A 23,428-nucleotide genomic window follows, 5' to 3' on the forward strand; every position below is an offset into this window, starting at 1 on the left:
TACTGGTACGTGTCGAGCTTTACCCACCCGCACCAGTTCGCCCCAGGTTCGGTGTTTCATCTGCTTGAGCCTGATATCAACCGGGAGCTTTACGGGATGCCGGAATACCTGAGCGCGCTCAATTCTGCCTGGCTGAATGAATCCGCCACGCTGTTTCGTCGCAAGTATTACCAGAACGGCGCGCACGCGGGTTACATCATGTACGTGACCGACGCGGCGCAGAGCAGCACCGACGTTGAGGCGCTACGCTCCGCGATGCGCGACTCGAAAGGACTCGGGAATTTTAAAAACCTGTTTTTCTATGCCCCGAACGGAAAGCCGGATGGCATCAAGATCGTGCCGTTGAGTGAAGTCGCCACGAAGGATGATTTTTTTAACATCAAGAAGGTGAGCGCCGCTGACCTGCTCGATGCGCACCGCGTGCCGTTCCAGCTTATGGGCGGCAAGCCTGAAAATATCGGCTCAATGGGCGATATCGAGAAGGTGGCACGGGTGTTTGTGCGTAACGAGTTGACGCCGCTGCAGGAGCGTTTCAAAGAGATAAACGACTGGCTCGGGATGGAGGTGATCCGCTTTAAGGATTATAACATCGAGGCCGAGTAACCCCCCGTTAAAATGCCGCCTCCGGGCGGCACTTCCTCAGAGCTCACCAGACGTTGCACACGCCACGTAATCCTGCCACCACCTCACATCCAGCCTCACCGCTCAGCGCGCCACCATGACGCTCACAGACGCGCAAAATAAATCCTGCCACCACGTCTGGCACGCAGTGCTATCCCCGCCTCGCCTGCCCGCTTAATGTGGCGGATTAAATGCACGTGCATCTGAAGTGCCGAACCGCGTCAGTGCTGGCGCTGGCAGGTAAACTCCTTAATAAAAAATGTATGCAAATTCACGCACCGATGTCGTGCACTGCTAAAGCTGCTGAATTTGAATGATTTTCTACTCAAGGTTGCGCTATATCACTAAAATTATAAGTAGTTATGAGCCCTACTATTTTTGCGCTTGAAACCCCCACAGACTTAAGATAGATCTTTATGATTTAGGGGGCTAGTGAGCAACCTAACACTACACACAAATCATATATCACAAATGAGGCGTAAACATGGAACTTAGGCTAAAAAATGTCACAAGTTACAATAAAAACATTTTCACGAATGTAGACCTCTCAAAGAAAATAAATATTCTATATGGTCAAAACGGTTGTGGGAAATCTACAATCTCCAATTTCTTTTACAATACGACCCACAAAGATTTTGCAGAATGCGAATGTCCATTACTAAACGACTATCGCCCAATCGTTTATAATTCAAAATTCATCGAAGATAACTTCTATCATGCAAAAGAACAAAAAGGGGTATTCACTCTCAGTAAGAAAAATGCAGATATAGAAAAAGATCTAGCAATAAAAGAAGACTTAAGACAAGATTTAAAAGAACAATACCGGAATAAAAGAGATGCAGCAACAAAATTAAAAGAAGAACAAAACGCCAAAGAAAATGACTGCATAGAGGCCATTTGGGTAAAAACAGAATCGATAAGATCGTCTGATCTAAAAAACGTCATGCGAGGTCCACTAGGGAGCAAAAAGGCTTTTTTTGCTCAATTACAAAAAACACCTGCATTACCAATCGCAAACTTGGAGCAACTATCTAAAGAGTACAGCGAACTGATAAAGCACAAAAATAAAGAAATACCTCTCATCACTGCTTTGCTATCATTTGCACTTTCAGAAGAAGATAATAAACTATTAGCCACACCTATTATAGACTCAAGTAACAGTTATTTATCAGAAACAATAAAACAACTTCAAAATCTTGACTGGGTAAAAAAAGGGAAAGAACTTTATCTTAAAGATAATTTATGCCCATTCTGCCAAGAAAGCACAATCAATGCTAAATTCATAGAGGCAATTGAGTCTATCTTTGATGAAAGTTACTCTAATAAAACAAATCAAATAAGCGCAATTAAATCAGCTTATGAGTTAGCAACGAAACCAATTTATCAAAAATTAACTCAAGAAATATCTACTTGTGAACTGATAACTGAAGAGGATAGAGAAATCACCACCTCTCACATCAAAATTTTAGATGAAATTGCAAGTAGGAATATAGATCTAATAATCAGCAAACTTCATAACCCTTCATCTATCATCATACTTGAGAGTGATGAGTCAATCGAACAAAAGATAATTAAGTGCATTGCAGATTATAATACAATAATTAAAGATATTAATCTTAAAGTTGCAAAGTTCAAGGAAACCGAAAACGCAGTTAAAAGTAAAATATGGCCAGCGCTTAGAAACTTTTGCAATCCAGAATTAAATGCCTTAACTGCTCACGAAAAGAGCTTTCAAGATAACCACAAAAAGATTCTTGATGAAATGAAAGAAATTGAAAATAAAGGAAAGGACAATACTAAAAACATTAAAGAACTGAGAGAACAGATTTCGAACATCGATGAAACAATCGAGTCTATCAACTTGAGACTGAAAAGTTTAGGCATATATGGCTTTAGTGTAAAAAAACACGAAGAAAATAAGGATATGTACATCATTTCCCGTTCAGACAAAGATGAAAATGATGATGTATACAAATCCCTTAGTGAAGGAGAGAAAACATTAATCACTTTTCTCTATTTCTTGGAATGTTGCAAAGGGAAAACGGATAAAGACGACGAAGATAACAGAGATAATTTAATAATCATTGATGACCCAATATCTAGCCTTTCACAAAATTATGTTTATGATATAGCATCAATCATTCATCATGAACTAATCAAAAATGAAACTACAAAAAAAATACTAATACTCACTCACAATCTCTATTTTTTCCATGAGTTGATAAAATTATCTCCTAAAAGTAAAGATGACAAAAAGTTCAAGCGTGATTACCGTCTTTTTAGAATCACAAAGAATGAATTTAGCACCATCACCGAAATACAAAAAAATAGTATACAAAATGAGTATCAATCACTTTGGCAAATATTAAAAGACGCTAAAGAAGAAAAGGTCAATAAAATCATAATACCAAACATAATGAGAAACATTTTAGAATACTATTTTGGTTTTGTTCACAGAACAGACTCCTTACAAGATGAACTAACTAAACTCGAAAAAGATGAGAACAATAGCGATTTTAGGGCGTTTTATCGATACATAAACCGAGGTTCTCATTCTGACTCTGTGAATATCACCGATATGGGTGACATTGACCCAGACAAGTACCTCAAACAGCTAAAAAGTATATTCTCAGCAACAGGAGATGAAAAACATTATGCTAAAATGATGGATGAAATCGATGAGGAAATCGCTACCGCTTAGGCCGCATATTATCGATTCGGGTATGAACGACGGTGCTTGCGCACCGTCTCCCAACGCCCGAAGCGGTAGCGGTTGTACTGGCGTACATTCACTAGCTTTAACATGAGTTTATCTCCATGCAAGCGCCATTGTTGCCAATAGCAGCCTTTATACCCTCTGTATAAAGCTAATACGAAGAGTAATGCAATGTAGATATCCCAAGCGGTAGCATGGACATTCTATTAAATTTTTTTCAGAAGTCAAAATTTAACTTGATTTCATCCCATTCCTGAGCAAACGAGTAGCTAAAAGACTTATTGCCATAAACTACTGTTGCACCACGCGTCAGCGCGTTAAGTTCCCACCGTTCCGGGTTAATCCCTTCCAGAGCTAAATCGAAACGAATTTTTGCGACGCGTTCCCTTTCGGCTTTTGTCATCCTGGCTGATGGCGCTTGCTCGCTCGTTTTGAGCGGCGCATTCCTTCTTTGCTGGCGATTCTTACGCGGTATGCCAGCTTTTAACGCTCCGTTAAGCACCTTCACGACGTCCGGCTCATTCCAGCCGATAACCCCACGCTCAATCAGATTTAACACCGCTGCGGCTTGCTCAGACGGTGTGGGGGTCATAACTGGATCGCCGCCGCCGGTGAGCTTTCCACAGTTATTGACAGGACTCCGAGGCGCGGCAGAGCCGCTTTTTAAGGTCAAAGGCTCAACGGCCAAAACCTTTGGAACGATTCGCCATTCGGCTGTATGGGTTACATGGACACGGTGAGCCCCGAGGTGAGGGGCATAAATACCGACCACCCTCTCGATATCTTCCTCGTACTCGTTAACCTCATCCGTCACCTTACGGGCGACCCTGACGGCCTGAGCATCACGCGGCATGTTTGCCCCACCCTGCGCGATGATGTACCGCTCAAAGTCGCCCTCATCTGCAGCAGCTCGCGCGGCCTTGACCCTGTCGTCAAACTCGCAGGCAATACTCACCCCACGCGGCAGTTTGCGCAGTTCGCGGTAAGCGCCCATCGTCGGGAGACCAATCGGTTTAAACTGAGGGATACGCCATGTTGACGCCCATGCGGTGACGGCTGCGGCCGTATCTTTCAGAGGCTTGCCGGTGTCGTGATCGAGCTGGCCGTCGAGCGCGTAACCGTCGATATTTTTTGCAATGTATTTAGCGATATAACCCGCCGCTCCGCCCTGATTAAGATGGCGTGACTCAAAGCGCTGTTTTGCCGCACCCTTTTCGTGTCCGTCCTCTTTGAGGGCATAACGACGCATAATTTCGTTAATGGCTTTACGCTGACCGGGTTTGCAAAACAGCATCATGTGCCAGTGAGGCGTACCGTCGTGGTGCGGTTCGACAACGCGCATCCCGTACACCTCTAAATCGTTATCTTTGAACGCGGTACGCATCAGGCTCCAGATTCGGCATAGATAGCGCTGGCCGTCTTTGGGTGTGAATGCTGTTTCGTTTCACCCATTTTTGAGCTGCACCGTTTTGCTTTCACCTTTGCCACCTGACGGGTCGGGTGATACTGCGATGGCGTGGTTAGCGTGATATACATCCCATGACCTTACTGATGAGGTCAATACGTTCGCCAGTGACTTTGTTTTCCAGTTCGCAGGATTTAAGGTATTCGAGATTAGCAACGCGGCGCGCGTGAACATCGCGGATCGCCATTTTGCTTGCGTAAGGTGAACGGTCTTTGTTGACCTCATGAGCAGCGCCTCGCACCAGCGCATCCACTGTGCCTTAAGCTGATTAACCCACCATTCATCTTTAATCAGTCGTGAAATAGCGGAAAATGCCTGTCGGATCGTTATCTGACCCTTACGGTATTTTTTCCTGTACATCGGGGTGAGGTTGAAAGCGCGCGCGACACCGGCAACTTTCCGTATAAATGCGCCTGCGCCTCATCAGTGAAAAGGGTTTCTTTGCCGCCGTGAGCGTGCGCCCATGCGTCACTTAACTCTTCATACCTGCTCCAGAGCTGAGAGGCTATTCTGGAGGCAAATTTCCTGAGCTCTTTGTCGTTCATATCTGGCAGGCGAGCATAGCCGCTTTTTATGGCTTTTGGCTGCTAGTAGTAAAACGTGAAGCCTTGTCTGGCGCGGCTTTCCAGCTACGCCAGACATTAAAAAGGCTCCCTCAGGAGCCTTTCTTTCAATCAATGCAGCGATGCTAACCGCGCCGCAAACCCGACAAACAACAGTCCTATCAGGCCGTTCCCCAGCTTTGCCAGTTTCTTTTTCGTTTTCAGATAACGTGTGACAAAAGCGCCTGAGAAGATCAGGAAGCTCATATACATAAAGCTTATTAGCTCAAGCGTGGTCGCGAGGATCAAGAAAGAGGTACCGGTATTCTTCGCATTCACATCGATAAACTGAACAAAGAACGAGACGTAGAACAGAATCGCTTTCGGGTTCGTCAGGCTCAATACCAGCGAGCGTTTCATGATCATGCTGGCAGGCTCGGTACCGCTTTCATGTGTATTATTCTGACGGGTAATAACCGACCAGAGCATTTTACCGCCCAGCCACAGCAGATAAAAAGCACCTAAATAACGTACGATATTAAACAGTACCGGTGTGGTCTGAATTAACGCGGCAACGCCCGCCCAGGCCAGGAACATCAGTACTGCATCGCCGATAAACACGCCGGTGGCGGCGAGATACCCTTTTTTAACGCCGTGACCAATCCCGGTTTTCAGCACAAATAAAGTATTCGGCCCTGGCACCAGCACGATAAAAAATGCGCCGACAACGTATGTCCAGAAATTCAGTACGCCAAACTCCGCAAACACTTCTCCCTCCTTTTGCTCAACACAACAGGAATAGCGCTGCAAATACGCTATTCCCAACAACCAGACGCCATAAAATCATTGGGCACCTTGCGGTGCCCTGATGGTTCTCAGAAATCCTGGACTGCGAACAGCAACGCATTGCGGTGCCGGGTCATTCCACATTTCCTGATGGCGTGTATACGCATATTGCGGCGGGATTGTGCTTCCAGCCAACGAGCCTTACGACGGTTCACCTGTCGCAACATGCGCCAGCGCCCTACTTCAGTTCTACTGCGCTTCATGTCTACAACTCTTTCTCTAAAAGAGAGGCCATTATAAACCCAACCCTGCAGCAAACCAGCGCTTTTACCTGGCGTTTTTATTTGCCAGATGATTCCTGATGCGTACACTCATAACAATACGCTTTCAAAAGGATTTTTTTACCTATGACAACCTTCTACACCGTGGTGAGTTGGCTGGTCATTCTGGGATACTGGCTGTTAATCGCGGGTGTGACATTGCGCATCCTGATGAAGCGCAGAGCCGTACCCTCTGCCATGGCCTGGCTTCTTATAATTTATATCCTGCCGCTGGTAGGAATTATTGCCTATCTCTCTTTCGGTGAACTTCATCTGGGCAAGCGTCGTGCCGAGCGTGCCCGGGCCATGTGGCCTTCCACCGCCAAATGGCTGAGCGATCTCAAAGCCTGTAAACATATCTTCGCAGAGGAAAACAGCAGCGTTGCCTCCTCATTATTTAAACTGTGCGAACTCAGACAAGGTATTGGAGGGGTAAAAGGCAATCAGCTCCAGCTGCTGACCTCTTCTGATGACGTCATGCAGGCCTTGATCCGCGATATTCAACTGGCTCGTCACAATATCGAGATGGTGTTCTATATCTGGCAGCCCGGCGGGATGGCAGACCAGGTGGCGGAATCGCTGATGGCTGCCGCACGTCGTGGCATTCACTGCCGTTTGATGCTCGACTCCGCAGGCAGCGTCGCCTTTTTCCGTAGCCCCTGGGCAGGGATGATGCGTAATGCCGGCATCGAAGTGGTGGAGGCGTTAAAGGTCAATTTACTGCGCGTTTTTCTGCGCCGGATGGATCTTCGCCAGCACCGCAAGATGATCATGATCGACAACTATATTGCCTATACCGGCAGCATGAACATGGTTGACCCCCGCTTCTTCAAGCAGGACTCGGGTGTCGGCCAGTGGATTGACCTGATGGCAAGGATGGAAGGACCGATCGCCACCTCCATGGGGATTGTCTATTCCTGTGACTGGGAGATAGAAACCGGCAAACGTATTCTCCCGCCGCCGCCGGATGGCAATATCATGCCCTTTGAAGAGGCCAGCGGACATACCATCCATACCATTGCCTCTGGGCCGGGTTTCCCGGAGGATTTAATCCATCAGGCGCTACTGACCGCCACTTACGCAGCGCGTGAATATCTGATCATGACCACCCCCTACTTCGTTCCGAGCGATGACCTGCTGCACGCAATCTGCACCGCAGCACAGCGCGGTGTCGATGTCAGCATCATTCTGCCACGCAAAAATGACTCACTTCTGGTGGGCTGGGCCAGCCGCGCGTTCTTTAGCGAACTGCTTGCCGCCGGGGTAAAAATCTACCAGTTTGAAGGCGGGCTCCTGCATACCAAAAGCGTCCTCGTGGACGGTGAGTTAAGTCTGGTGGGCACGGTAAACCTGGATATGCGCAGCCTGTGGTTAAACTTTGAAATTACGCTGGTCATTGATGATGCCGGATTCGGCGGAGACCTGGCGGCGGTACAGGACGATTATATCTCCCGTTCGCGCCTGCTGGATGCCCGGCTGTGGGTAAAACGTCCGCTGTGGCAGAGAATTGCTGAACGACTGTTTTACTTCTTTAGTCCGTTGCTGTAAAACGTGCCCAACGATGTTTAACAGGTAGTCATCATGGAAATGGATCTGAACAATCGCCTGACCGAAGACGAAACGCTCGAGCAGGCCTATGACATTTTTCTCGAACTGGCGGTTGATAACCTCGATCCCGCAGATGTGATCCTCTTTAATCTGCAGTTCGAAGAGCGCGGCGGCGCGGAGTTATTCGACCCTGCAGAAGACTGGGCTGAGCACGTGGATTACGATCTCAATCCTGACTTCTTTGCCGAAGTGGTGATTGGGCTGGCAGATGAAGATGGTGGCGAAATTAATGACATCTTCGCCCGCGTGCTGCTCTGCCGCGAGAAAGACCATAAGCTGTGCCATATCATCTGGCGCGAATAGTAAAAGGCTGCGGATGCAGCCTTTTTTGTTTAATCCGGTAGCGCACTCCCGCAACGGTTACAGAAGCGGGCGTTAAGCTCATGTTCAGCCTGGCGACAACCCGGACATTTTCGCTGCTGTTTGCGGCTCTGAAATGCGCTGCTCATATGGGTTGTGATAAGACCTGTCGGAATGGCAATCACCGAATACCCAATCAGAATCAGCACCGATGCGACGATACGTCCAAGCGGCGTATGCGGCGTGATATCCCCGTAGCCAACGGTCGTGACGGTGACAATGGCCCAATACACAGAGGCATTCAGCGTTGTGAAGCCATATTTTGGCCCTTCTATCAGGTACATCAACGCACCGAAAACAATCATGACGATCGCGATAAACGAGTAAAACAGAATGAGCTGATGCCGGGCACTGACTATTGCGCTCCAGAAGACCCGCAGAGACGGCATAAAACGCAGCAATTTCAGAATACGTAATACACGAATAACGCGCATCGCCCGCCATGCAAAGACATAGCTCAGGCTAATCTCCGGCCACAACCACATGACGTAGAGCGGCAGGACGGTGGCTAAATCGATAAATCCCCAGAAACTGAAAACATATCTCGCCGGGTTGGGCCAGCAGACGACCCGCAGCAGATATTCGGCAGTAAAGACCAGGGTAATAATCAGTTCGATCCAGACAAATATATGCCATTCATCATAGGTCAGGTGATACTGCGTCCCGGCTCCCGATTCAAAGAAAATAACCACCACGCTGATGAGTGCAAACAGCCCGCAGATCCCTTCGAAGCGGCGTCCGGATATCGTTTTAGGATCGAATAAAAAATGATAAAGCCGCCGACGGGCAGAGGTGAATAGACTCGACACGGTAACCTCGCAAAAAATAAGGGCTGACATCATGTCAGCCCTTGCGATTATAACGGGTCTACTTTCAGGCAGGAAACCGCATGTCGGAAACTGCCTTCCAGAACTGGTCGTGTTTTCGCACACTCCGGCCCGGCCAGTGGGCATCGCGTACGGAACACGCAGCCTGATGGCGGATTAATCGGCGACGGCAATTCGCCTTCCAGCAGCTGGATGGTTTTATTTTTTTCCAGATCGGGATCGGGAATTGGCACCGCGGACATCAGCGCTTTGGTGTAGGGGTGCAGTGGATTGTGGTACACCTCATCATAGGTGCCCAGCTCCACGGCATGGCCCAGGTACATAACCAGTACGCGGTCAGAAATGTGCTTCACCACCGCCAGGTCGTGCGCAATGAAGATCAGCGACAGCCCCATCTCACGCTGTAGCTTCTGCAGCAGGTTAACCACCTGCGCCTGAATCGACACGTCCAGCGCGGAGACAGGCTCATCGCAGATGATCAGCTTCGGCTCAAGGATTAACGCGCGGGCAATACCGATACGCTGACACTGGCCGCCGGAGAATTCGTGCGGATAGCGGTTGATGAGGTTTGGCAGCAGCCCCACTTTCATCATCATCGCCTTAACACGATCGCGTACTTCCTGACGTGGCATCTTCGGATGATAGGTCCGCAGCGGCTCGGCAATGATTTCACCAATGGTCATACGCGGGTTTAAGGACGCCAGCGGATCCTGGAATATCATCTGGATATCGCTGCGTACGTCGCGCCACTCTTCGGGCTTCATCCCCAGCAGATCTTTACCCAGCCATGCCACTTTACCACCGGTCGCTTTCACCAGACCGATAATGGCACGCGCAAAGGTCGATTTACCGCAGCCGGACTCACCCACCACGCCCAGCGTTTCCCCTTCATACAGACGAAGCGTTACGCCATCCACAGCTTTCAGGGTCTTGGGCGGCTGCCAGAACCACTGTTTACCGTCTTTGATGTCGAAATGCACTTTAAGATCGGCAATTTCGAGCAGCACATTTCTTTTTTCATCTAATGCGTTCATACCAGCTCCTCCTGCGGCTTAAAGCAGGCGCGCAGACGGCCTGGTGCAAACTCTTCCAGCGGCGGAGCGCTGTTACAAATCTCCATCGCGTGCGGGCAGCGCGGCTGGAACGGGCAGCCTTTCGGCAGGCGCAGCAGGTTTGGCGGGTTGCCCGGAATGGTCAACAGGGATTCCCCTTCCGCATCAAGACGTGGCACCGCATTCAACAGGCCGATCGAGTACGGATGCGCAGGCTGATAGAAAACATCGCGCGCTTTGCCATATTCCATCGTACGACCAGCATACATCACCAGCACTTTGTCACAGATACCGGCAACCACGCCCAAATCGTGGGTGATCATGATAATCGCCGTGTTGAACTCACGCTTAAGCTCGTTCAGCAGGGTCATGATTTGCGCCTGGACGGTCACATCCAGCGCGGTGGTCGGTTCATCGGCAATCAGCAGTTTTGGACGACACAGCAGCGCCATGGCAATCATCACACGCTGACGCATACCGCCAGAGAACTCATGTGGGAACATGCGCATGCGCTTACGCGCCTCTGGCATTTTTACCGCATCGAGCATTTGAACGGACTCTTCAAAGGCTTCGGCTTTGCTCAACCCTTTGTGCAGCATCAGGACTTCCATCAGTTGCTCACCGACGCGCATGTACGGGTTCAACGAGGTCATCGGATCCTGGAAAATCATCGAAATCTGCTCAGCACGCAGCTTGTTCAGCTCGTGTTCAGGCAGGTTGAGGATCTCACGTCCGTTGAATTTGGCGGATCCGCCAATTACACCGTTTGCGGCCAGCAGCCCCATCAGCGCGAACGCCGTCTGAGATTTCCCGGAGCCGGATTCGCCCACGATACCCAGCGTTTCACCCGCGCGCAGGTTGAAGTTGAGATCGTTTACGGCGGTGACATCCCCGTCCGGCGTCTTAAAGGTGACGCGGAGATCGTTTACATCCAGCAGAAGGTCACTCCGCTGTTGCGCCTGTGGCGCGGTTGCCGTTTCAATAATTGTCATGACGGCGCTCCTTAACGGTCTTTCGGGTCGAGGGCATCACGCAGGCCATCGCCGATAAAGTTGAAACAGAACAGGGTCACGACCAGGAAACCCGCCGGGTATAACAGCAGCCACGGTGAAACTTCCATTGAGTTTGCGCCATCGCTCAACAGCGCGCCCCAGCTGCTCAGCGGCTCTTGCGTGCCCAGCCCAAGGAAGCTCAGGAAGGATTCAAACAGGATCATGCTTGGTACCAGCAGTGAGGCATACACCACCACCACGCCCAGCACGTTAGGAACAATGTGGCGGACAACGATATTTCCTGTCGATACACCCCCCACCTGCGCCGCTTCGATAAACTCTTTGCGTTTAAGGCTCAGCGTCTGGCCACGTACGATACGCGCCATATCCAGCCAGGAAACCATGCCGATGGCCACGAAGATCAACAGGATGTTCTGGCCGAAGAAGGTCACCAGCAGGATCACGAAGAACATGAACGGGAAGGAGTTTAAAATCTCCAGCAGACGCATCATGACCGAGTCCACTTTCCCGCCGAGATAGCCGGAGAGCGAGCCATAGAGCGTGCCGACGATCACGGCCACCAGCGCTGCAGCAATCCCCACCATCAATGAAATACGGCCACCAATGGCGACGCGGACCAGCAGGTCACGGCCGGACGAGTCCGTACCAAAGTAGTGGCCGGACTCCATATCCGGCGCGCTGGACATCATGCCCCAGTCCGTATCGAAATAGGTGAATTGCGAGAGCATCGGCGCCAGGGTCACAAACAGCGCGATCAGCACCAGAACAACCAGACTGGCGACCGCTGCGCGGTTATGCATAAAGCGACGGCGGGCGTCCTGCCAGAGGCTACGCCCTTCGACTTCCAGTTTTTCACTGAAGTTTTCCAGCGCCTCGCTGTTTTTCTTACTCAACATCATGGCGTGCTCCAGTTAGTAACGGATTTTCGGGTCGATAACGGCATACAGCACATCGACAACAGCGTTAAAGAGAATGGTCAATGCACCCACAAGGATCGTCAGGCTCAGCACCAGAGAATAGTCGCGGTTAAGGGCACCGTTAACAAACAGCTGGCCAATACCCGGCAGACCGTAGATGGTTTCAATAACCATTGAACCGGTAATAATACCGACGAACGCCGGTCCCATGTACGAGAGCACAGGTAAAAGAGCCGGCTTGAGCGCATGGCGGAAGATAATCCGGCGCATCGGCAACCCTTTCGCGCGCGCGGTACGGATGAAGTTTGAATGTAACACTTCAATCATCGAACCACGGGTGATACGCGCGATACTGGCGATGTAAGCCAGAGAAAGCGCCACCATCGGTAAAATCATGAATTTCAATGCCCCGCCGTTCCAGCCGCCGCCGGGCAGCCATTTCAGCGTGATGGCAAATATCATCACCAGTAACGGCGCGACAACGAAGCTGGGGATAACCACCCCGGTCATTGCAACCCCCATTACCGTATAATCCCATTTGGTATTTTGTTTAAGCGCGGCGATAACGCCTGCGGTGACCCCGAGAACCACGGCCAACAAGAATGCCGCAGCACCCAGTTTTGCCGATACCGGGAAGCTGGACGCCACCAGGTCGTTAACGGAATAGTCTTTATATTTGAATGACGGCCCGAAATCGCCATGCGCCAGTTGCTTCAGATAGTTGAAGTATTGCGTGGAGATAGGATCGTTTAAATGATATTTCGCTTCGATATTCGCCATCACTTCAGGTGGCAGCGTACGTTCACCCGTGAATGGACTTCCCGGCGCGAGACGCATCATAAAGAAGGAAATTGTAATTAGAATAAATAACGTTGGTATCGCTTCTAAACAGCGACGCAGGATAAATTTCAACATTGCCCGTACCTTCTGGCGTGTGCCTGATGAATGTTACAAAGTAGACACAGTGGGGCAAGCCAGGCCCGCCCCACGTATTGCCATTAATGCTTGATAATATAAAGATTCTTAACGGAAATATTATCCAACGGGTCTTTACCGGTATACCCGCCAACCCATGGTTTCACCAGGCGGGCGTTCACGTAGTAGTAAACCGGTACAATTGCCGAGTCTTTATCGAGCTGTTGTTCTGCTTTGGCGTACAGGTCTGCGCGTTTTGCATCGTCAGTAACCTGCAGCGTTTCAGCGATAAGCTTATCGAATGCCGGGCTCTTATAGTGCGCCGTGTTGTTCGAGCTGTCGCTGAGCATGGTATTCAGGAAGGATGTCGGTTCATTATAGTCCGCACACCAGCCTGCACGCGCCACGTCAAAGGTGCCCTGATGACGGGTATCCAGGAAGGTTTTCCACTCCTGGTTTTCCAGCTTAACGTTCGCGCCCAGGTTTTTCTTCCAGATAGAGGCAACGGCAATCGCCAGTTTTTTATGCAGATCGGAGGTGTTGTACAGCAGGTTAAACGTCAGCGGCTTATCTGCGGTGTATCCTGCTTCGGCCAGCAGTTTTTTCGCTTCTTCGTTACGTTTTTCCTGTGACCACTTGAACCACTCAGGTTCAACCAGTTTCATGCCATCGGTGTACGGTGGAGTGTAGCTGTAGGCTGGCAGATCGCCCTGGTTTTTCACTTTGTTCACGATGATATCGCGATCCAGTGCCAGCTTAAGCGCCGTACGGACACGTACGTCGGTGAACGGTGCTTTCTGGTTGTTAATTTCGTAGTAATAAGTACACAGGTATGGATCGACATGAACTTCTTTTGGGATTTCTTTCTTCAGTTTCTGGAACAGTTCAATCGGCATGTTGTTATAGGTCATGTCGATTTCACCGCTGCGGTAGCGGTTCACGTCAGTCACTTCAGAAGAGATTGGCAGGTAGGTCACCTGGTTAATCACGGTTTTGGCGTTATCCCAGTATTGCGGGTTACGCTCCAGAACCATACGTTCGTTGACCACCCAGTCTTTCAGTTTATAAGCACCGTTGGTCACAATATTGGCAGGCTGGGTCCATTTTTCACCGAATTTTTCCACTGCGGATTTCGGTACCGGGGAGACAGACGGGTGAACCAGCAGCTTATAGAAGTACGGAACAGGTTCGCTCAACGTCACTTCAAACGTGTTGGCATCAATCGCTTTTACACCCAGATCGGTGACCGGTTTTTTACCGGCGATGATGTCATCGATATTGGCGATATGGCCATATTGCAGATAGCTCGCATACGGAGAGGCGGTGTTTGGATTCGCCAGGCGCTGCCAGCTGTAAACGAAATCTTCGGCGGTAACCGGTGTACCGTCGGACCATTTAGCATCTTTGCGCAGATGGAAGGTCCAGACTTTAAAATCTTTGTTTTCCCACTTTTCGGCGACACCCGGCGCCGGGTGGCCTTCTACGTCAGTGACCAGCAGCCCTTCAAACAGGTCGCGGTTGACGTTTGACTCTGGCACGCCCTCAATTTTATGCGGATCAAGAGACTGAACTTCCGCCCCGTTGTTACGTACCAGCGTCTGCTTCTCAGCCAGCTGTACCCCTGCAGGCACGTCCGCAGCCATTGCAGCGTTGCCCGCGATTAGCGCAGTTAAAATCCCCGCCGCTACCAGATTTTTTTTTGTGATGATGGACATTGTGTTGGTACTCCACTCATTATAATTACTGGCCTTCGCCAGCTGTGTAATCCCCTGTTGGGGCCTGTACAGCGCAGGAGTTTTTTTTGCTGCTGTCAGGTTCTTTTTTTACTTCTTGCTATCACCGACTTCTTTATTACTGACCGCTCGTATGGCCGTCTTGCGTCGATTCTTTACACGTCTCCCCTGTCTGAGACATGTGTTGGATATTCGCGAAGATGACTATATGAAAATAATTCTCATCTTCTTGTTTTATGCTGCAAAATATTAGGCCGGAAAGTATCAAAAGGCGTAAACGCACGCCAATACATTTTGCAAATTTGTTAAGCAATTCTCTTTTACGAAGTGTACTAAATCGTTGAGGGCAGCCCTGCCTGACATGAAAGGACAAGAAAAATCTTTTCATTCAAAGAGATAAAAAAATCAGTCTCTCTGCGCGCGTCGCTGCGCTACCATCACGTCATTTTGTACAAAAATTTAACAGCTGATTATTATTTAGCACATTCCTCTAAGGGAACGTTGAATTTACTAATATCATTTCGGTTATCACTCAGCAAGCCCCAGAGTATCGTGTGAGTAAAATAACAGAATGATCGCAGGTTTTCTGTGCAGGCAGGAAACGGTGGGATTAATAACTTGTTGAAATATAAGAATTGAACATTATTAGTAGAATTTATTATGGCAGGTAAGCATTTCAACTTTATTTATATGATTTGCTGATATTCACGTAAAAAAACGGAGCCGTTGGCTCCGTTCTTTCATATGAAACGTCAGTGCAATAAGCCGGGGAAAATGCTTTTGATGCCGGTCACAATGAATTCGATGCCCAGGGCCATCAATAGCAACCCCATAATACGGGTAATGACGTTGATGCCTGTCTGCCCAAGCAGACGCACCAGCCAGGGTGCCATGCGGAAAACGCCCCAACAACAAAGCGCAAAAATGGCAATGGCGACAGAAAAGCCAATCAGATGCATCCAATTGTGGTAGCGCGTACCCCAGACAATCGTCGAGCTGATAGCGCCGGGACCGGCCATCAGCGGTAACGCCAGCGGCACTACGCCAATGCTCTCGCGAATGGCGGTTTCTGATTTTTCCTGCTTGTTCTGTTTGTCTTCCCCCAGCTTACCGCTGATCATCGACATAGCGATGGTGACCACCAGGATCCCACCCGCAATACGGAAAGAATCAATCGAGATACCGAACACCTGAAGAATGGCATCCCCAAGGTAAAGGGAGGTCAGGAGAATAATCGCCACTGACAGGTTAGCGGTAAGATTGGTTTTGTTTCTGGCCGCCGCCGTCTGGTAACTGGTCATACTAATGAAGACAGGAATGATCCCCACCGGGTTGACCAATGCAAACAAACCAATAAAAAACTTAAAATATGTAGGAAAATCAAAGAGCGATAAGATCACATTTTGCTCCGCTTATGCGTATGCCCCGGGGCTGACAACTGTCAGTGAAAATCGCGCTGAAGATACGCTTTTTATCAGCATACTTCACCAGAAATCTGTGCCAAAACGTTATCAATTCATGATGTTAAATATTTGTATAAGCAATGATAGCGCCACTTCCAATAGTTACTTAATTATTTAACACTGGAATAATCTCAAAGAAATAACCCTGCTGAAAGGTATCAGCTTGGGGGAAAATTGACGCAGATCATGATTTTCGTACTCAGAAGTGAGTAATCTTGATTACGCCCCCAGGGAGATGACCTGCCAAAAAAGGATGATGCTAAGGTAAGGCTCTTTTAGTAAATTAGTGTGCTGGTGCAGGAAGTAACCCATTGTTTTACTGTGTGTTACGCAAGTCGTATTGGCTCTGTCTATACTGTCTGACGTATCGAGCGCTGGTTTACTAAAAGAGTTTAAACATTATCAGGAGAGCATTATGGCTGTTACTAATATCGCTGAACTGAACGCCCTCGTCGAGCGCGTTAAAAAAGCCCAGCGTGAATATGCCAATTTCACCCAAGAACAGGTTGATAAAATCTTCCGCGCGGCCGCTCTGGCTGCTGCAGATGCTCGAATCCCTCTCGCTAAAATGGCCGTTGCCGAATCCGGCATGGGTATCGTTGAAGATAAAGTGATCAAAAACCACTTCGCTTCAGAGTATATCTACAACGCCTATAAAGATGAGAAAACCTGTGGCGTGCTGTCTGAAGACGACACTTTCGGTACTATCACCATTGCAGAACCTATCGGCATTATTTGCGGTATCGTTCCAACCACCAACCCAACGTCTACCGCTATCTTCAAATCTCTGATCAGCCTGAAGACCCGTAACGCAATCATCTTCTCCCCGCACCCACGTGCAAAAGATGCGACCAACAAAGCCGCTGACATCGTTCTGCAGGCTGCGATTGCTGCCGGTGCACCTAAAGATCTGATCGGCTGGATCGACCAACCGTCCGTTGAGCTTTCTAACGCGCTGATGCACCACCCGGACATTAACCTGATCCTGGCGACCGGTGGTCCTGGCATGGTTAAAGCGGCATACAGTTCCGGTAAACCTGCTATCGGCGTAGGCGCGGGTAATACCCCAGTGGTTATTGATGAAACAGCCGATATCAAACGTGCTGTTGCGTCCGTGCTGATGTCCAAAACCTTCGACAACGGTGTTATCTGTGCTTCTGAACAGTCTGTTGTTGTTGTTGATTCCGTTTATGATGCTGTTCGCGAACGTTTCGCCAGCCACGGCGGCTACCTGCTGCAGGGCAAAGAGCTGAAAGCGGTTCAGGATATCATTCTGAAAAATGGCGCGCTGAACGCGGCTATCGTGGGTCAGCCAGCGTATAAAATCGCTGAACTGGCAGGCTTCACTGTTCCGGCAACCACCAAAATTCTGATTGGTGAAGTTAAAGTTGTCGACGAAAGCGAACCGTTCGCTCACGAAAAACTGTCCCCTACTCTGGCGATGTACCGCGCCAAAGATTTCGAAGACGCAGTAGAGAAAGCAGAGAAACTGGTTGCGATGGGTGGTATCGGCCATACCTCGTGCCTGTACACTGACCAGGATAACCAGCCAGAACGTGTTGCTCACTTTGGTCAGATGATGAAAACTGCACGTATCCTGATCAACACCCCGGCTTCTCAGGGTGGTATCGGCGACCTGTACAACTTCAAACTCGCACCTTCCCTGACTCTGGGTTGTGGTTCCTGGGGTGGTAACTCCATCTCTGAAAACGTTGGTCCAAAACACCTGATCAACAAGAAAACCGTTGCTAAGCGAGCTGAAAACATGTTGTGGCACAAACTTCCGAAATCTATCTACTTCCGCCGTGGTTCTCTGCCAATCGCGCTGGATGAAGTGATTACTGATGGCCACAAACGTGCGCTCATCGTGACTGACCGTTTCCTGTTCAACAACGGTTACGCTGACCAGATCACCTCTGTTCTTAAAGCCGCTGGCGTAGAAACTGAAGTGTTCTTTGAAGTTGAAGCTGACCCAACCCTGAGCGTTGTGCGTAAAGGTGCGGAGCTGGCTAACTCCTTCAAACCAGATGTGATTATCGCACTGGGTGGTGGTTCCCCAATGGACGCCGCGAAAATCATGTGGGTAATGTACGAGCATCCAGAAACCCACTTCGAAGAACTGGCGCTGCGCTTTATGGACATCCGTAAACGTATCTACAAGTTCCCGAAAATGGGCGTAAAAGCGAAGATGATCGCCGTTACCACCACTTCCGGTACAGGTTCTGAAGTTACGCCGTTCGCAGTGGTCACTGATGACGCAACGGGTCAGAAATACCCACTGGCTGACTACGCGCTGACCCCAGATATGGCCATCGTTGATGCCAACCTGGTGATGGATATGCCGAAATCACTGTGTGCATTCGGTGGTCTGGACGCTGTGACTCACGCCCTGGAAGCCTATGTTTCCGTACTGGCTTCTGAGTTCTCTGATGGTCAGGCTCTGCAGGCGCTGAAACTGCTGAAAGAAAACCTGCCAGCGTCTTACAACGAAGGGTCTAAAAACCCGGTTGCCCGTGAGCGTGTCCACAGTGCAGCAACCATCGCCGGTATCGCGTTTGCTAACGCCTTCCTCGGGGTTTGCCACTCCATGGCTCACAAACTGGGTTCTCAGTTCCACATCCCTCACGGTCTGGCGAACGCCCTGTTGATCAGCAACGTTATCCGTTATAACGCGAATGACAACCCAACCAAGCAGACTGCTTTCAGCCAGTACGACCGTCCGCAAGCACGTCGTCGTTACGCTGAAATCGCAGACCACCTGGGTCTGAGCGCACCGGGCGACCGTACTGCTGCGAAGATCGAGAAACTGCTGGCATGGCTGGAAAGCCTGAAGGCTGAACTGGGCATTCCTAAATCTATCCGCGAAGCGGGTGTTCAGGAAGCTGACTTCCTGGCACACGTTGATAAGCTGTCTGAAGATGCATTCGATGACCAGTGTACTGGTGCGAACCCGCGCTACCCACTGATCTCCGAGCTGAAACAGATCCTGCTGGATACATTCTACGGACGTGAGTTCAAAGAAGGTGACGTCGCTGCTGTGAAAACAGAAGCACCCGTCATTAAAGCTGACAAAAAAGCGAAGAAAAGCGCTTAATTGACCGCTGTTAAAAAACCCGCCTCTGGCGGGTTTTTTTATGTCTGAAGATCAGGCTTTAAGTTCTTTGAAACTACTTCCTGTTATCGTGCTGAATCGCCGTCAGGGAGCCCACAGACAACGCCTCTTTATAATGCTTACGACAGACCGACACATAGCGTTCATTGCCCCCTATCACCACCTGCTCACCGTCTGCATAGGGTTTACCAGACTGATCGAGACGAAGCACCATACTCGCTTTACGGCCGCAAAAACAGATGGTTTTCAGTTCGACCAGTTTATCGGACCAGGCAAGCAAATACTGGCTACCGGCAAATAGCTCCCCGCGAAAGTCGGTGCGCAAACCATAGCAGAGAACGGGAATATCAAGTTCATCTACGACCTCTGAAAGCGCATGCACCTGTTCACGCGTCAGGAACTGGCTTTCATCGACCAGAACGCAATGAATGGGCTGGGAAGTATGCTCGGCACGGATATCCTGCAACAGGTCCGTTTGTGGGTTAAACAGTCTGGCCGGAGACGAGAGACCAATTCTTGAACTCACCTTACCTGCACCGAAGCGATCGTCGATTTCAGCGGTGTAAACAACGGTGCGCATCCCTCGTTCCTGATAATTGTAAGAGGATTGCAGTAACGCCGTGGATTTTCCGGCATTCATTGCCGAATAGTAGAAATAAAGTTGTGCCATTGGCCGTCAAACCCTAATCAATGTGTAATATTCCCAATGATTCATTGTACCATATTTTGTCTGGTCATCAGCGATACACCACACAGAGTATGGGGTTCAAGCCGCAGTTAACCACGAGATGTACAGGAAAATAATGCGATAAAACAGGAGGTAAACTGATTCAGCATGCTCTATATGTCGCGAACCCACTAAACATAACACTTCTTTTTATACTGGAATCCACGTTCATTAAAATTCACTATTTATTAACTATTTTTGCCTTGGCAACGCTGGCAGAAACTAATACAAAAGGCTGATATTTATCCGCCGCAACTATAATTCCTGCGGTAAATGTCACAAAAAAAAGATGCAACCGAACGGGTTAAGCAGGTAAGCGTGATAACAAGCGAGCCTGTGTGGGTATGAAATTTAAGTTAGCGTAATTAATAATAGCGCCCATTATTCCGTATTTTTTGAATTCCTTACATTCCCACCTATTGCACAACTGAATTTATCGCTCTATTATTAGGACAACAAACCACCCCCCATTATAAGTTTGAGATTACTACAATGAGCGAAGCACTTAAAATTCTGAACAACATCCGTACTCTTCGTGCGCAGGCAAGAGAATGCACCCTGGAAACGCTTGAAGAAATGCTGGAAAAATTAGAAGTTGTAGTTAATGAACGTCGCGAAGAAGAAAGCGCTGCTGCTGCTGAAATCGAAGAGCGTACGCGTAAACTGCAGCAATATCGTGAAATGCTGATTGCTGATGGTATCGATCCAAATGAATTGCTGAACAGCATGGCTGCAGCGAAGACCGGTACTAAAGCAAAACGCGCTGCTCGTCCTGCTAAATATAGCTATGTAGACGAGAACGGCGAAACTAAAACCTGGACTGGCCAGGGTCGTACACCTGCTGTTATCAAAAAAGCCATGGATGAGCAAGGTAAACAGCTGGACGACTTCCTGATCAAGGATTAATCCTAACGTATTCAGAAAAATCCCGCTTAATGCGGGATTTTTTTTATCCTCAATTCCTGCAAACATCCCCTTACATACCGTCATATTGGGACATCGTACTATTTAGCGTTCCTTACAGACCGGCGTGGTTACCCTGAGTTATGGGCATAAAAAAACCGGTGGGCATCGCCTCACCGGTCTTGATCATTTGCAGCCGGGGTTATTTTTTAATACCCACGCTCTCTTTCAGCCAGGCTTTAAATTCTTCACCCAGTGAGTTGTGGCGGATGCCATATTCTACGAACGCCTGCATATAACCGAGTTTATTACCGCAGTCATGGCTCTTACCTTTCATATGGTAGGCTTCAACGGTCTCTTTCTCGATCAGCATATCGATGGCATCGGTCAGCTGGATCTCATCTCCTGCTCCTGGAGGCGTTTTCGCCAGCAGTGGCCAGATTTCAGCACTCAGGACATAGCGACCTACTACCGCCAGATTAGACGGCGCTACGTCGGCTTTAGGCTTCTCTACGACGCCTACCATTGGCACGCTTTCACCGGGTTCAAGATTAACGCCTTTACAGTCAACAACACCGTAAGCCGTCACGTCTTCAACAGGTTCAACCATAATCTGGCTGCTGCCCGTTTCGTCAAAGCGCTTGATCATCTCAGCAAGGTTATCCTGAGAGAGATCGGATTCATATTCGTCCAGAATGACGTCTGGCAGAATGACCGCAACAGGTTCATTACCCACAACAGGATATGCACAAAGTACCGCGTGGCCCAGACCTTTCGCCAGCCCCTGACGCACCTGCATAATGGTAACGTGCGGAGGGCAAATAGACTGAACTTCTTCTAACAGCTGACGCTTAACGCGTTTTTCCAGCATGGCTTCGAGTTCGAAACTGGTATCGAAATGGTTTTCGATAGAGTTTTTAGATGAATGTGTAACCAGCACAATTTCAGTGATGCCGGCCGCGATACATTCGTTTACGACATACTGAATTAATGGCTTATCAACCAGTGGCAACATCTCTTTAGGAATTGCCTTAGTTGCTGGTAACATCCTGGTCCCCAATCCCGCTACCGGGATGACGGCCTTTCTGACTTTCGAATTTAGGGCAGCCATTCAAATTCTCCTGAGCTGTTCAAGTTTTGAACTTTTATGCATTAAATAACGCGTTGAGTATATCAGCCTCATCACACAGTCCGGGTCTGAAAAGAACGCGTTGCCGATCAATTAGGATAAATACGCATGAATCTGGGCAGCGATAGTAGCACTCCCCACAAAACACAGGTAAGGCAATCTTAAAATTAAGATCCAACTGCTTATTCCGTGGACAACATTAACCGCAACCGTCCGCCGGCACCCCAAATTTGGCACTGCCAGGAAGAACAGCGATGGCTAATTTGATTAAGATAAGCCGTACCCAATGTCCCCAGCGGCACACCGTTGCTAACCTGAATATGATGTTCCCCGGTATTCAGAGAGGCGTTCAGACCCGCTGAAACGAGGATAAGATTTTTCAATCCACTATGGTAATAGCCAACCAGCAATGGAAATTGTCCTGGTAAATTGGCCTGGCGAAAAAGCTGGTTAACCTGTTTAAGTAAACTGCCTAACTCCGGAAGCCGTTGCCCCTGATGCGATAACTGTTCCTGCAACAGCCCGTTAAATAGCGCACGAAGTAATAATGCTGCTAATACACCATTATCCCCGGCACGGGTAACATCCAGGGAATAAAACGCAAGATCGGAATCCGATAATGGCGCAATATCCAGCACCAGACCGGGCTGATCCGCGGCCACAAGCTGGCGATAATTTATTCGACAGTGTGAAAAGGTCTGTTGTACCGGCGGCTGAAGTTCCTGCAATAGCTTGGCCGCGGCAGGCGGATTACTGACTAAAGCATCCCAGTCCTGGAAAAGGCGCTCTTCTTCCTCGACGCGGGAATTAAACATATTCGGATAAAGGCAGGCCAATACCGTTTCACGCAAACGGTTCAGATCTTTTACTGGTTTCAGCAGAATATCCTGCACCCCCAGACGCAATGCTTTGGCAATATCCGCCATATTTTCCGTCGCGGAGATCACCAGTATGGGCGTCTGGTTGCCCTCATTACGCAGATGTTCAACCAACTTCAGGCCATTCATCCGTGGCATTGCGATATCACAGATCATCAGGTCGGGCGTGATACTGACCATTTTTTCCAGGGCATCAACACCATCTTCAGCCAGGGCAGTGGTTGCCCCCAGCGAGGATAACCACGAATCCAGTAGCGATCGGAAAACGGGCTCGTCTTCAACAATCAAAATGTGTTTTCCGGCCAATGGCTGCGTCATGGTTCCTCCCCTGGCTGACAGTT

18 protein-coding genes and 3 pseudogenes are annotated in these 23,428 nt (G+C 49.1%); 7 read left to right on the plus strand and 14 right to left on the minus strand.

The features are described 5' to 3' along the window. Both ACQG22_RS13300 and ACQG22_RS13305 read left to right on the plus strand, forming a co-directional pair. A pseudogene (locus ACQG22_RS13300) lies at nucleotides 1–603 on the plus strand (phage portal protein); the annotation flags it as partial. 502 nt (nucleotides 604–1,105) lie between these two features. After that, a complete protein-coding gene (locus ACQG22_RS13305; protein ID WP_426711553.1) occupies nucleotides 1,106–3,322 on the plus strand; it encodes an AAA family ATPase in 2,217 nt (738 codons plus the stop codon). 232 nt (nucleotides 3,323–3,554) lie between these two features. Here the strand turns inward: ACQG22_RS13305 and ACQG22_RS13310 are convergent. The 4 genes and pseudogenes from ACQG22_RS13310 to ACQG22_RS13325 all read right to left on the minus strand — a co-directional run. After that, a pseudogene (locus ACQG22_RS13310) lies at nucleotides 3,555–4,876 on the minus strand (replication endonuclease); the annotation flags it as partial. Between the two features lie 2 nt (nucleotides 4,877–4,878). Further along, nucleotides 4,879–5,380: pseudogene (locus ACQG22_RS13315) on the minus strand (replication endonuclease); the annotation flags it as partial. A 96-nt stretch (nucleotides 5,381–5,476) separates the two neighbouring features. Beyond that, entirely contained in the window at nucleotides 5,477–6,112 is a 636-nt protein-coding gene (leuE, locus tag ACQG22_RS13320) for a leucine efflux protein LeuE (RefSeq protein WP_013096278.1), read from the minus strand. A 107-nt stretch (nucleotides 6,113–6,219) separates the two neighbouring features. After that, nucleotides 6,220–6,393 (minus strand): YciY family protein, encoded by a 174-nt coding sequence (locus tag ACQG22_RS13325; RefSeq protein ID WP_086528096.1) that lies wholly within the window; start codon nucleotides 6,391–6,393, stop codon nucleotides 6,220–6,222. A gap of 144 nt (nucleotides 6,394–6,537) precedes the next feature. On the opposite strand from ACQG22_RS13325, the gene cls reads away from it, so the two are divergent. Together cls and ACQG22_RS13335 are read left to right on the plus strand one after the other, a co-directional pair. Then, entirely contained in the window at nucleotides 6,538–7,998 is a 1,461-nt protein-coding gene (gene cls / locus ACQG22_RS13330) for a cardiolipin synthase (protein WP_020690926.1), read from the plus strand. 33 nt (nucleotides 7,999–8,031) lie between these two features. Then, complete coding sequence (locus ACQG22_RS13335) at nucleotides 8,032–8,361, plus strand: HI1450 family dsDNA-mimic protein (RefSeq protein ID WP_013096276.1); 330 nt, start codon at nucleotides 8,032–8,034, stop codon at nucleotides 8,359–8,361. Nucleotides 8,362–8,390: 29 nt separating this feature from the next. On the opposite strand, the gene ACQG22_RS13340 is transcribed toward ACQG22_RS13335, so the two are convergent. From ACQG22_RS13340 to ACQG22_RS13370, 7 genes are all read right to left on the minus strand, one after another. After that, nucleotides 8,391–9,260: an ion transporter gene (locus ACQG22_RS13340; RefSeq protein ID WP_020690925.1), complete on the minus strand. Its 870-nt coding sequence runs from the start codon at nucleotides 9,258–9,260 to the stop codon at nucleotides 8,391–8,393. A 14-nt stretch (nucleotides 9,261–9,274) separates the two neighbouring features. Beyond that, a complete protein-coding gene (oppF, locus tag ACQG22_RS13345) occupies nucleotides 9,275–10,279 on the minus strand; it encodes a murein tripeptide/oligopeptide ABC transporter ATP-binding protein OppF (protein WP_020690924.1) in 1,005 nt (334 codons plus the stop codon). Further along, nucleotides 10,276–11,289, minus strand: a complete 1,014-nt coding sequence (locus ACQG22_RS13350; protein WP_102752826.1) for an ABC transporter ATP-binding protein — start codon at nucleotides 11,287–11,289, stop codon at nucleotides 10,276–10,278. Before ACQG22_RS13350 ends, oppF begins: the two co-directional genes overlap by 4 nt. A gap of 11 nt (nucleotides 11,290–11,300) precedes the next feature. Beyond that, nucleotides 11,301–12,209, minus strand: coding sequence for an oligopeptide ABC transporter permease OppC (gene oppC, locus ACQG22_RS13355; RefSeq protein WP_013096272.1), 909 nt, complete (start codon nucleotides 12,207–12,209; stop codon nucleotides 11,301–11,303). Nucleotides 12,210–12,221: 12 nt separating this feature from the next. After that, nucleotides 12,222–13,142: an oligopeptide ABC transporter permease OppB gene (oppB, locus tag ACQG22_RS13360; protein ID WP_013096271.1), complete on the minus strand. Its 921-nt coding sequence runs from the start codon at nucleotides 13,140–13,142 to the stop codon at nucleotides 12,222–12,224. Between the two features lie 83 nt (nucleotides 13,143–13,225). Next, the gene (oppA, locus tag ACQG22_RS13365) at nucleotides 13,226–14,857 is read right to left on the minus strand and encodes an oligopeptide ABC transporter substrate-binding protein OppA (RefSeq protein WP_020690922.1); all 1,632 of its coding nucleotides are present in this window, start codon (nucleotides 14,855–14,857) and stop codon (nucleotides 13,226–13,228) included. A 770-nt stretch (nucleotides 14,858–15,627) separates the two neighbouring features. Then, the gene (locus ACQG22_RS13370; protein ID WP_020690921.1) at nucleotides 15,628–16,275 is read right to left on the minus strand and encodes a YchE family NAAT transporter; all 648 of its coding nucleotides are present in this window, start codon (nucleotides 16,273–16,275) and stop codon (nucleotides 15,628–15,630) included. On the opposite strand from ACQG22_RS13370, the gene ACQG22_RS13375 reads away from it, so the two are divergent. Continuing rightward, nucleotides 16,181–16,456 carry a hypothetical protein gene (locus ACQG22_RS13375; protein WP_162185062.1) on the plus strand — a complete coding sequence of 92 codons (276 nt, stop codon included), beginning with the start codon at nucleotides 16,181–16,183 and terminating at the stop codon, nucleotides 16,454–16,456. The genes ACQG22_RS13370 and ACQG22_RS13375 overlap by 95 nt on opposite strands. Before the next feature lie 297 nt (nucleotides 16,457–16,753). Beyond that, complete coding sequence (gene adhE, locus ACQG22_RS13380; protein ID WP_013096268.1) at nucleotides 16,754–19,432, plus strand: bifunctional acetaldehyde-CoA/alcohol dehydrogenase; 2,679 nt, start codon at nucleotides 16,754–16,756, stop codon at nucleotides 19,430–19,432. A 73-nt stretch (nucleotides 19,433–19,505) separates the two neighbouring features. Here the strand turns inward: adhE and tdk are convergent, their stop codons facing one another. After that, nucleotides 19,506–20,120 carry a thymidine kinase gene (tdk, locus tag ACQG22_RS13385; protein WP_013096267.1) on the minus strand — a complete coding sequence of 205 codons (615 nt, stop codon included), beginning with the start codon at nucleotides 20,118–20,120 and terminating at the stop codon, nucleotides 19,506–19,508. A gap of 549 nt (nucleotides 20,121–20,669) precedes the next feature. Between tdk and hns the strand changes: the two genes are divergently transcribed. Then, nucleotides 20,670–21,083, plus strand: a complete 414-nt coding sequence (gene hns / locus ACQG22_RS13390; RefSeq protein ID WP_008502781.1) for a histone-like nucleoid-structuring protein H-NS — start codon at nucleotides 20,670–20,672, stop codon at nucleotides 21,081–21,083. A gap of 199 nt (nucleotides 21,084–21,282) precedes the next feature. Here the strand turns inward: hns and galU are convergent, their stop codons facing one another. Further along, a complete protein-coding gene (galU, locus tag ACQG22_RS13395) occupies nucleotides 21,283–22,191 on the minus strand; it encodes a UTP--glucose-1-phosphate uridylyltransferase GalU (RefSeq protein WP_029883446.1) in 909 nt (302 codons plus the stop codon). A gap of 200 nt (nucleotides 22,192–22,391) precedes the next feature. Further along, nucleotides 22,392–23,405 (minus strand): two-component system response regulator RssB, encoded by a 1,014-nt coding sequence (gene rssB / locus ACQG22_RS13400; protein WP_013096265.1) that lies wholly within the window; start codon nucleotides 23,403–23,405, stop codon nucleotides 22,392–22,394. Between the last annotated feature and the right edge of the window lie 23 nt (nucleotides 23,406–23,428).

This window comes from Enterobacter cloacae complex sp. 309I3 (assembly GCF_050031595.1).
GTDB classification, from domain to species: Bacteria; Pseudomonadota; Gammaproteobacteria; order Enterobacterales; family Enterobacteriaceae; genus Enterobacter; species Enterobacter cloacae.

Excerpts from the sequence above, each read along its gene's own strand:
- ACQG22_RS13350 (WP_102752826.1), bottom strand. The coding sequence starts at position 11,289 with ATGACAATTATTGAAACGGCAACCGCGCCACAGGCGCAACAGCGGAGT.
- oppA (WP_020690922.1), bottom strand. The coding sequence starts at position 14,857 with ATGTCCATCATCACAAAAAAAAATCTGGTAGCGGCGGGGATTTTAACT.
- ACQG22_RS13340 (WP_020690925.1), bottom strand. The coding sequence starts at position 9,260 with ATGATGTCAGCCCTTATTTTTTGCGAGGTTACCGTGTCGAGTCTATTC.
- ACQG22_RS13325 (WP_086528096.1), bottom strand. The coding sequence starts at position 6,393 with ATGAAGCGCAGTAGAACTGAAGTAGGGCGCTGGCGCATGTTGCGACAG.
- galU (WP_029883446.1), bottom strand. The coding sequence starts at position 22,191 with ATGGCTGCCCTAAATTCGAAAGTCAGAAAGGCCGTCATCCCGGTAGCG.
- ACQG22_RS13375 (WP_162185062.1), top strand. The coding sequence starts at position 16,181 with ATGAAGACAGGAATGATCCCCACCGGGTTGACCAATGCAAACAAACCA.
- rssB (WP_013096265.1), bottom strand. The coding sequence starts at position 23,405 with ATGACGCAGCCATTGGCCGGAAAACACATTTTGATTGTTGAAGACGAG.
- oppF (WP_020690924.1), bottom strand. The coding sequence starts at position 10,279 with ATGAACGCATTAGATGAAAAAAGAAATGTGCTGCTCGAAATTGCCGAT.
- tdk (WP_013096267.1), bottom strand. The coding sequence starts at position 20,120 with ATGGCACAACTTTATTTCTACTATTCGGCAATGAATGCCGGAAAATCC.
- hns (WP_008502781.1), top strand. The coding sequence starts at position 20,670 with ATGAGCGAAGCACTTAAAATTCTGAACAACATCCGTACTCTTCGTGCG.
- ACQG22_RS13335 (WP_013096276.1), top strand. The coding sequence starts at position 8,032 with ATGGAAATGGATCTGAACAATCGCCTGACCGAAGACGAAACGCTCGAG.
- adhE (WP_013096268.1), top strand. The coding sequence starts at position 16,754 with ATGGCTGTTACTAATATCGCTGAACTGAACGCCCTCGTCGAGCGCGTT.
- cls (WP_020690926.1), top strand. The coding sequence starts at position 6,538 with ATGACAACCTTCTACACCGTGGTGAGTTGGCTGGTCATTCTGGGATAC.
- oppC (WP_013096272.1), bottom strand. The coding sequence starts at position 12,209 with ATGATGTTGAGTAAGAAAAACAGCGAGGCGCTGGAAAACTTCAGTGAA.
- oppB (WP_013096271.1), bottom strand. The coding sequence starts at position 13,142 with ATGTTGAAATTTATCCTGCGTCGCTGTTTAGAAGCGATACCAACGTTA.
- ACQG22_RS13305 (WP_426711553.1), top strand. The coding sequence starts at position 1,106 with ATGGAACTTAGGCTAAAAAATGTCACAAGTTACAATAAAAACATTTTC.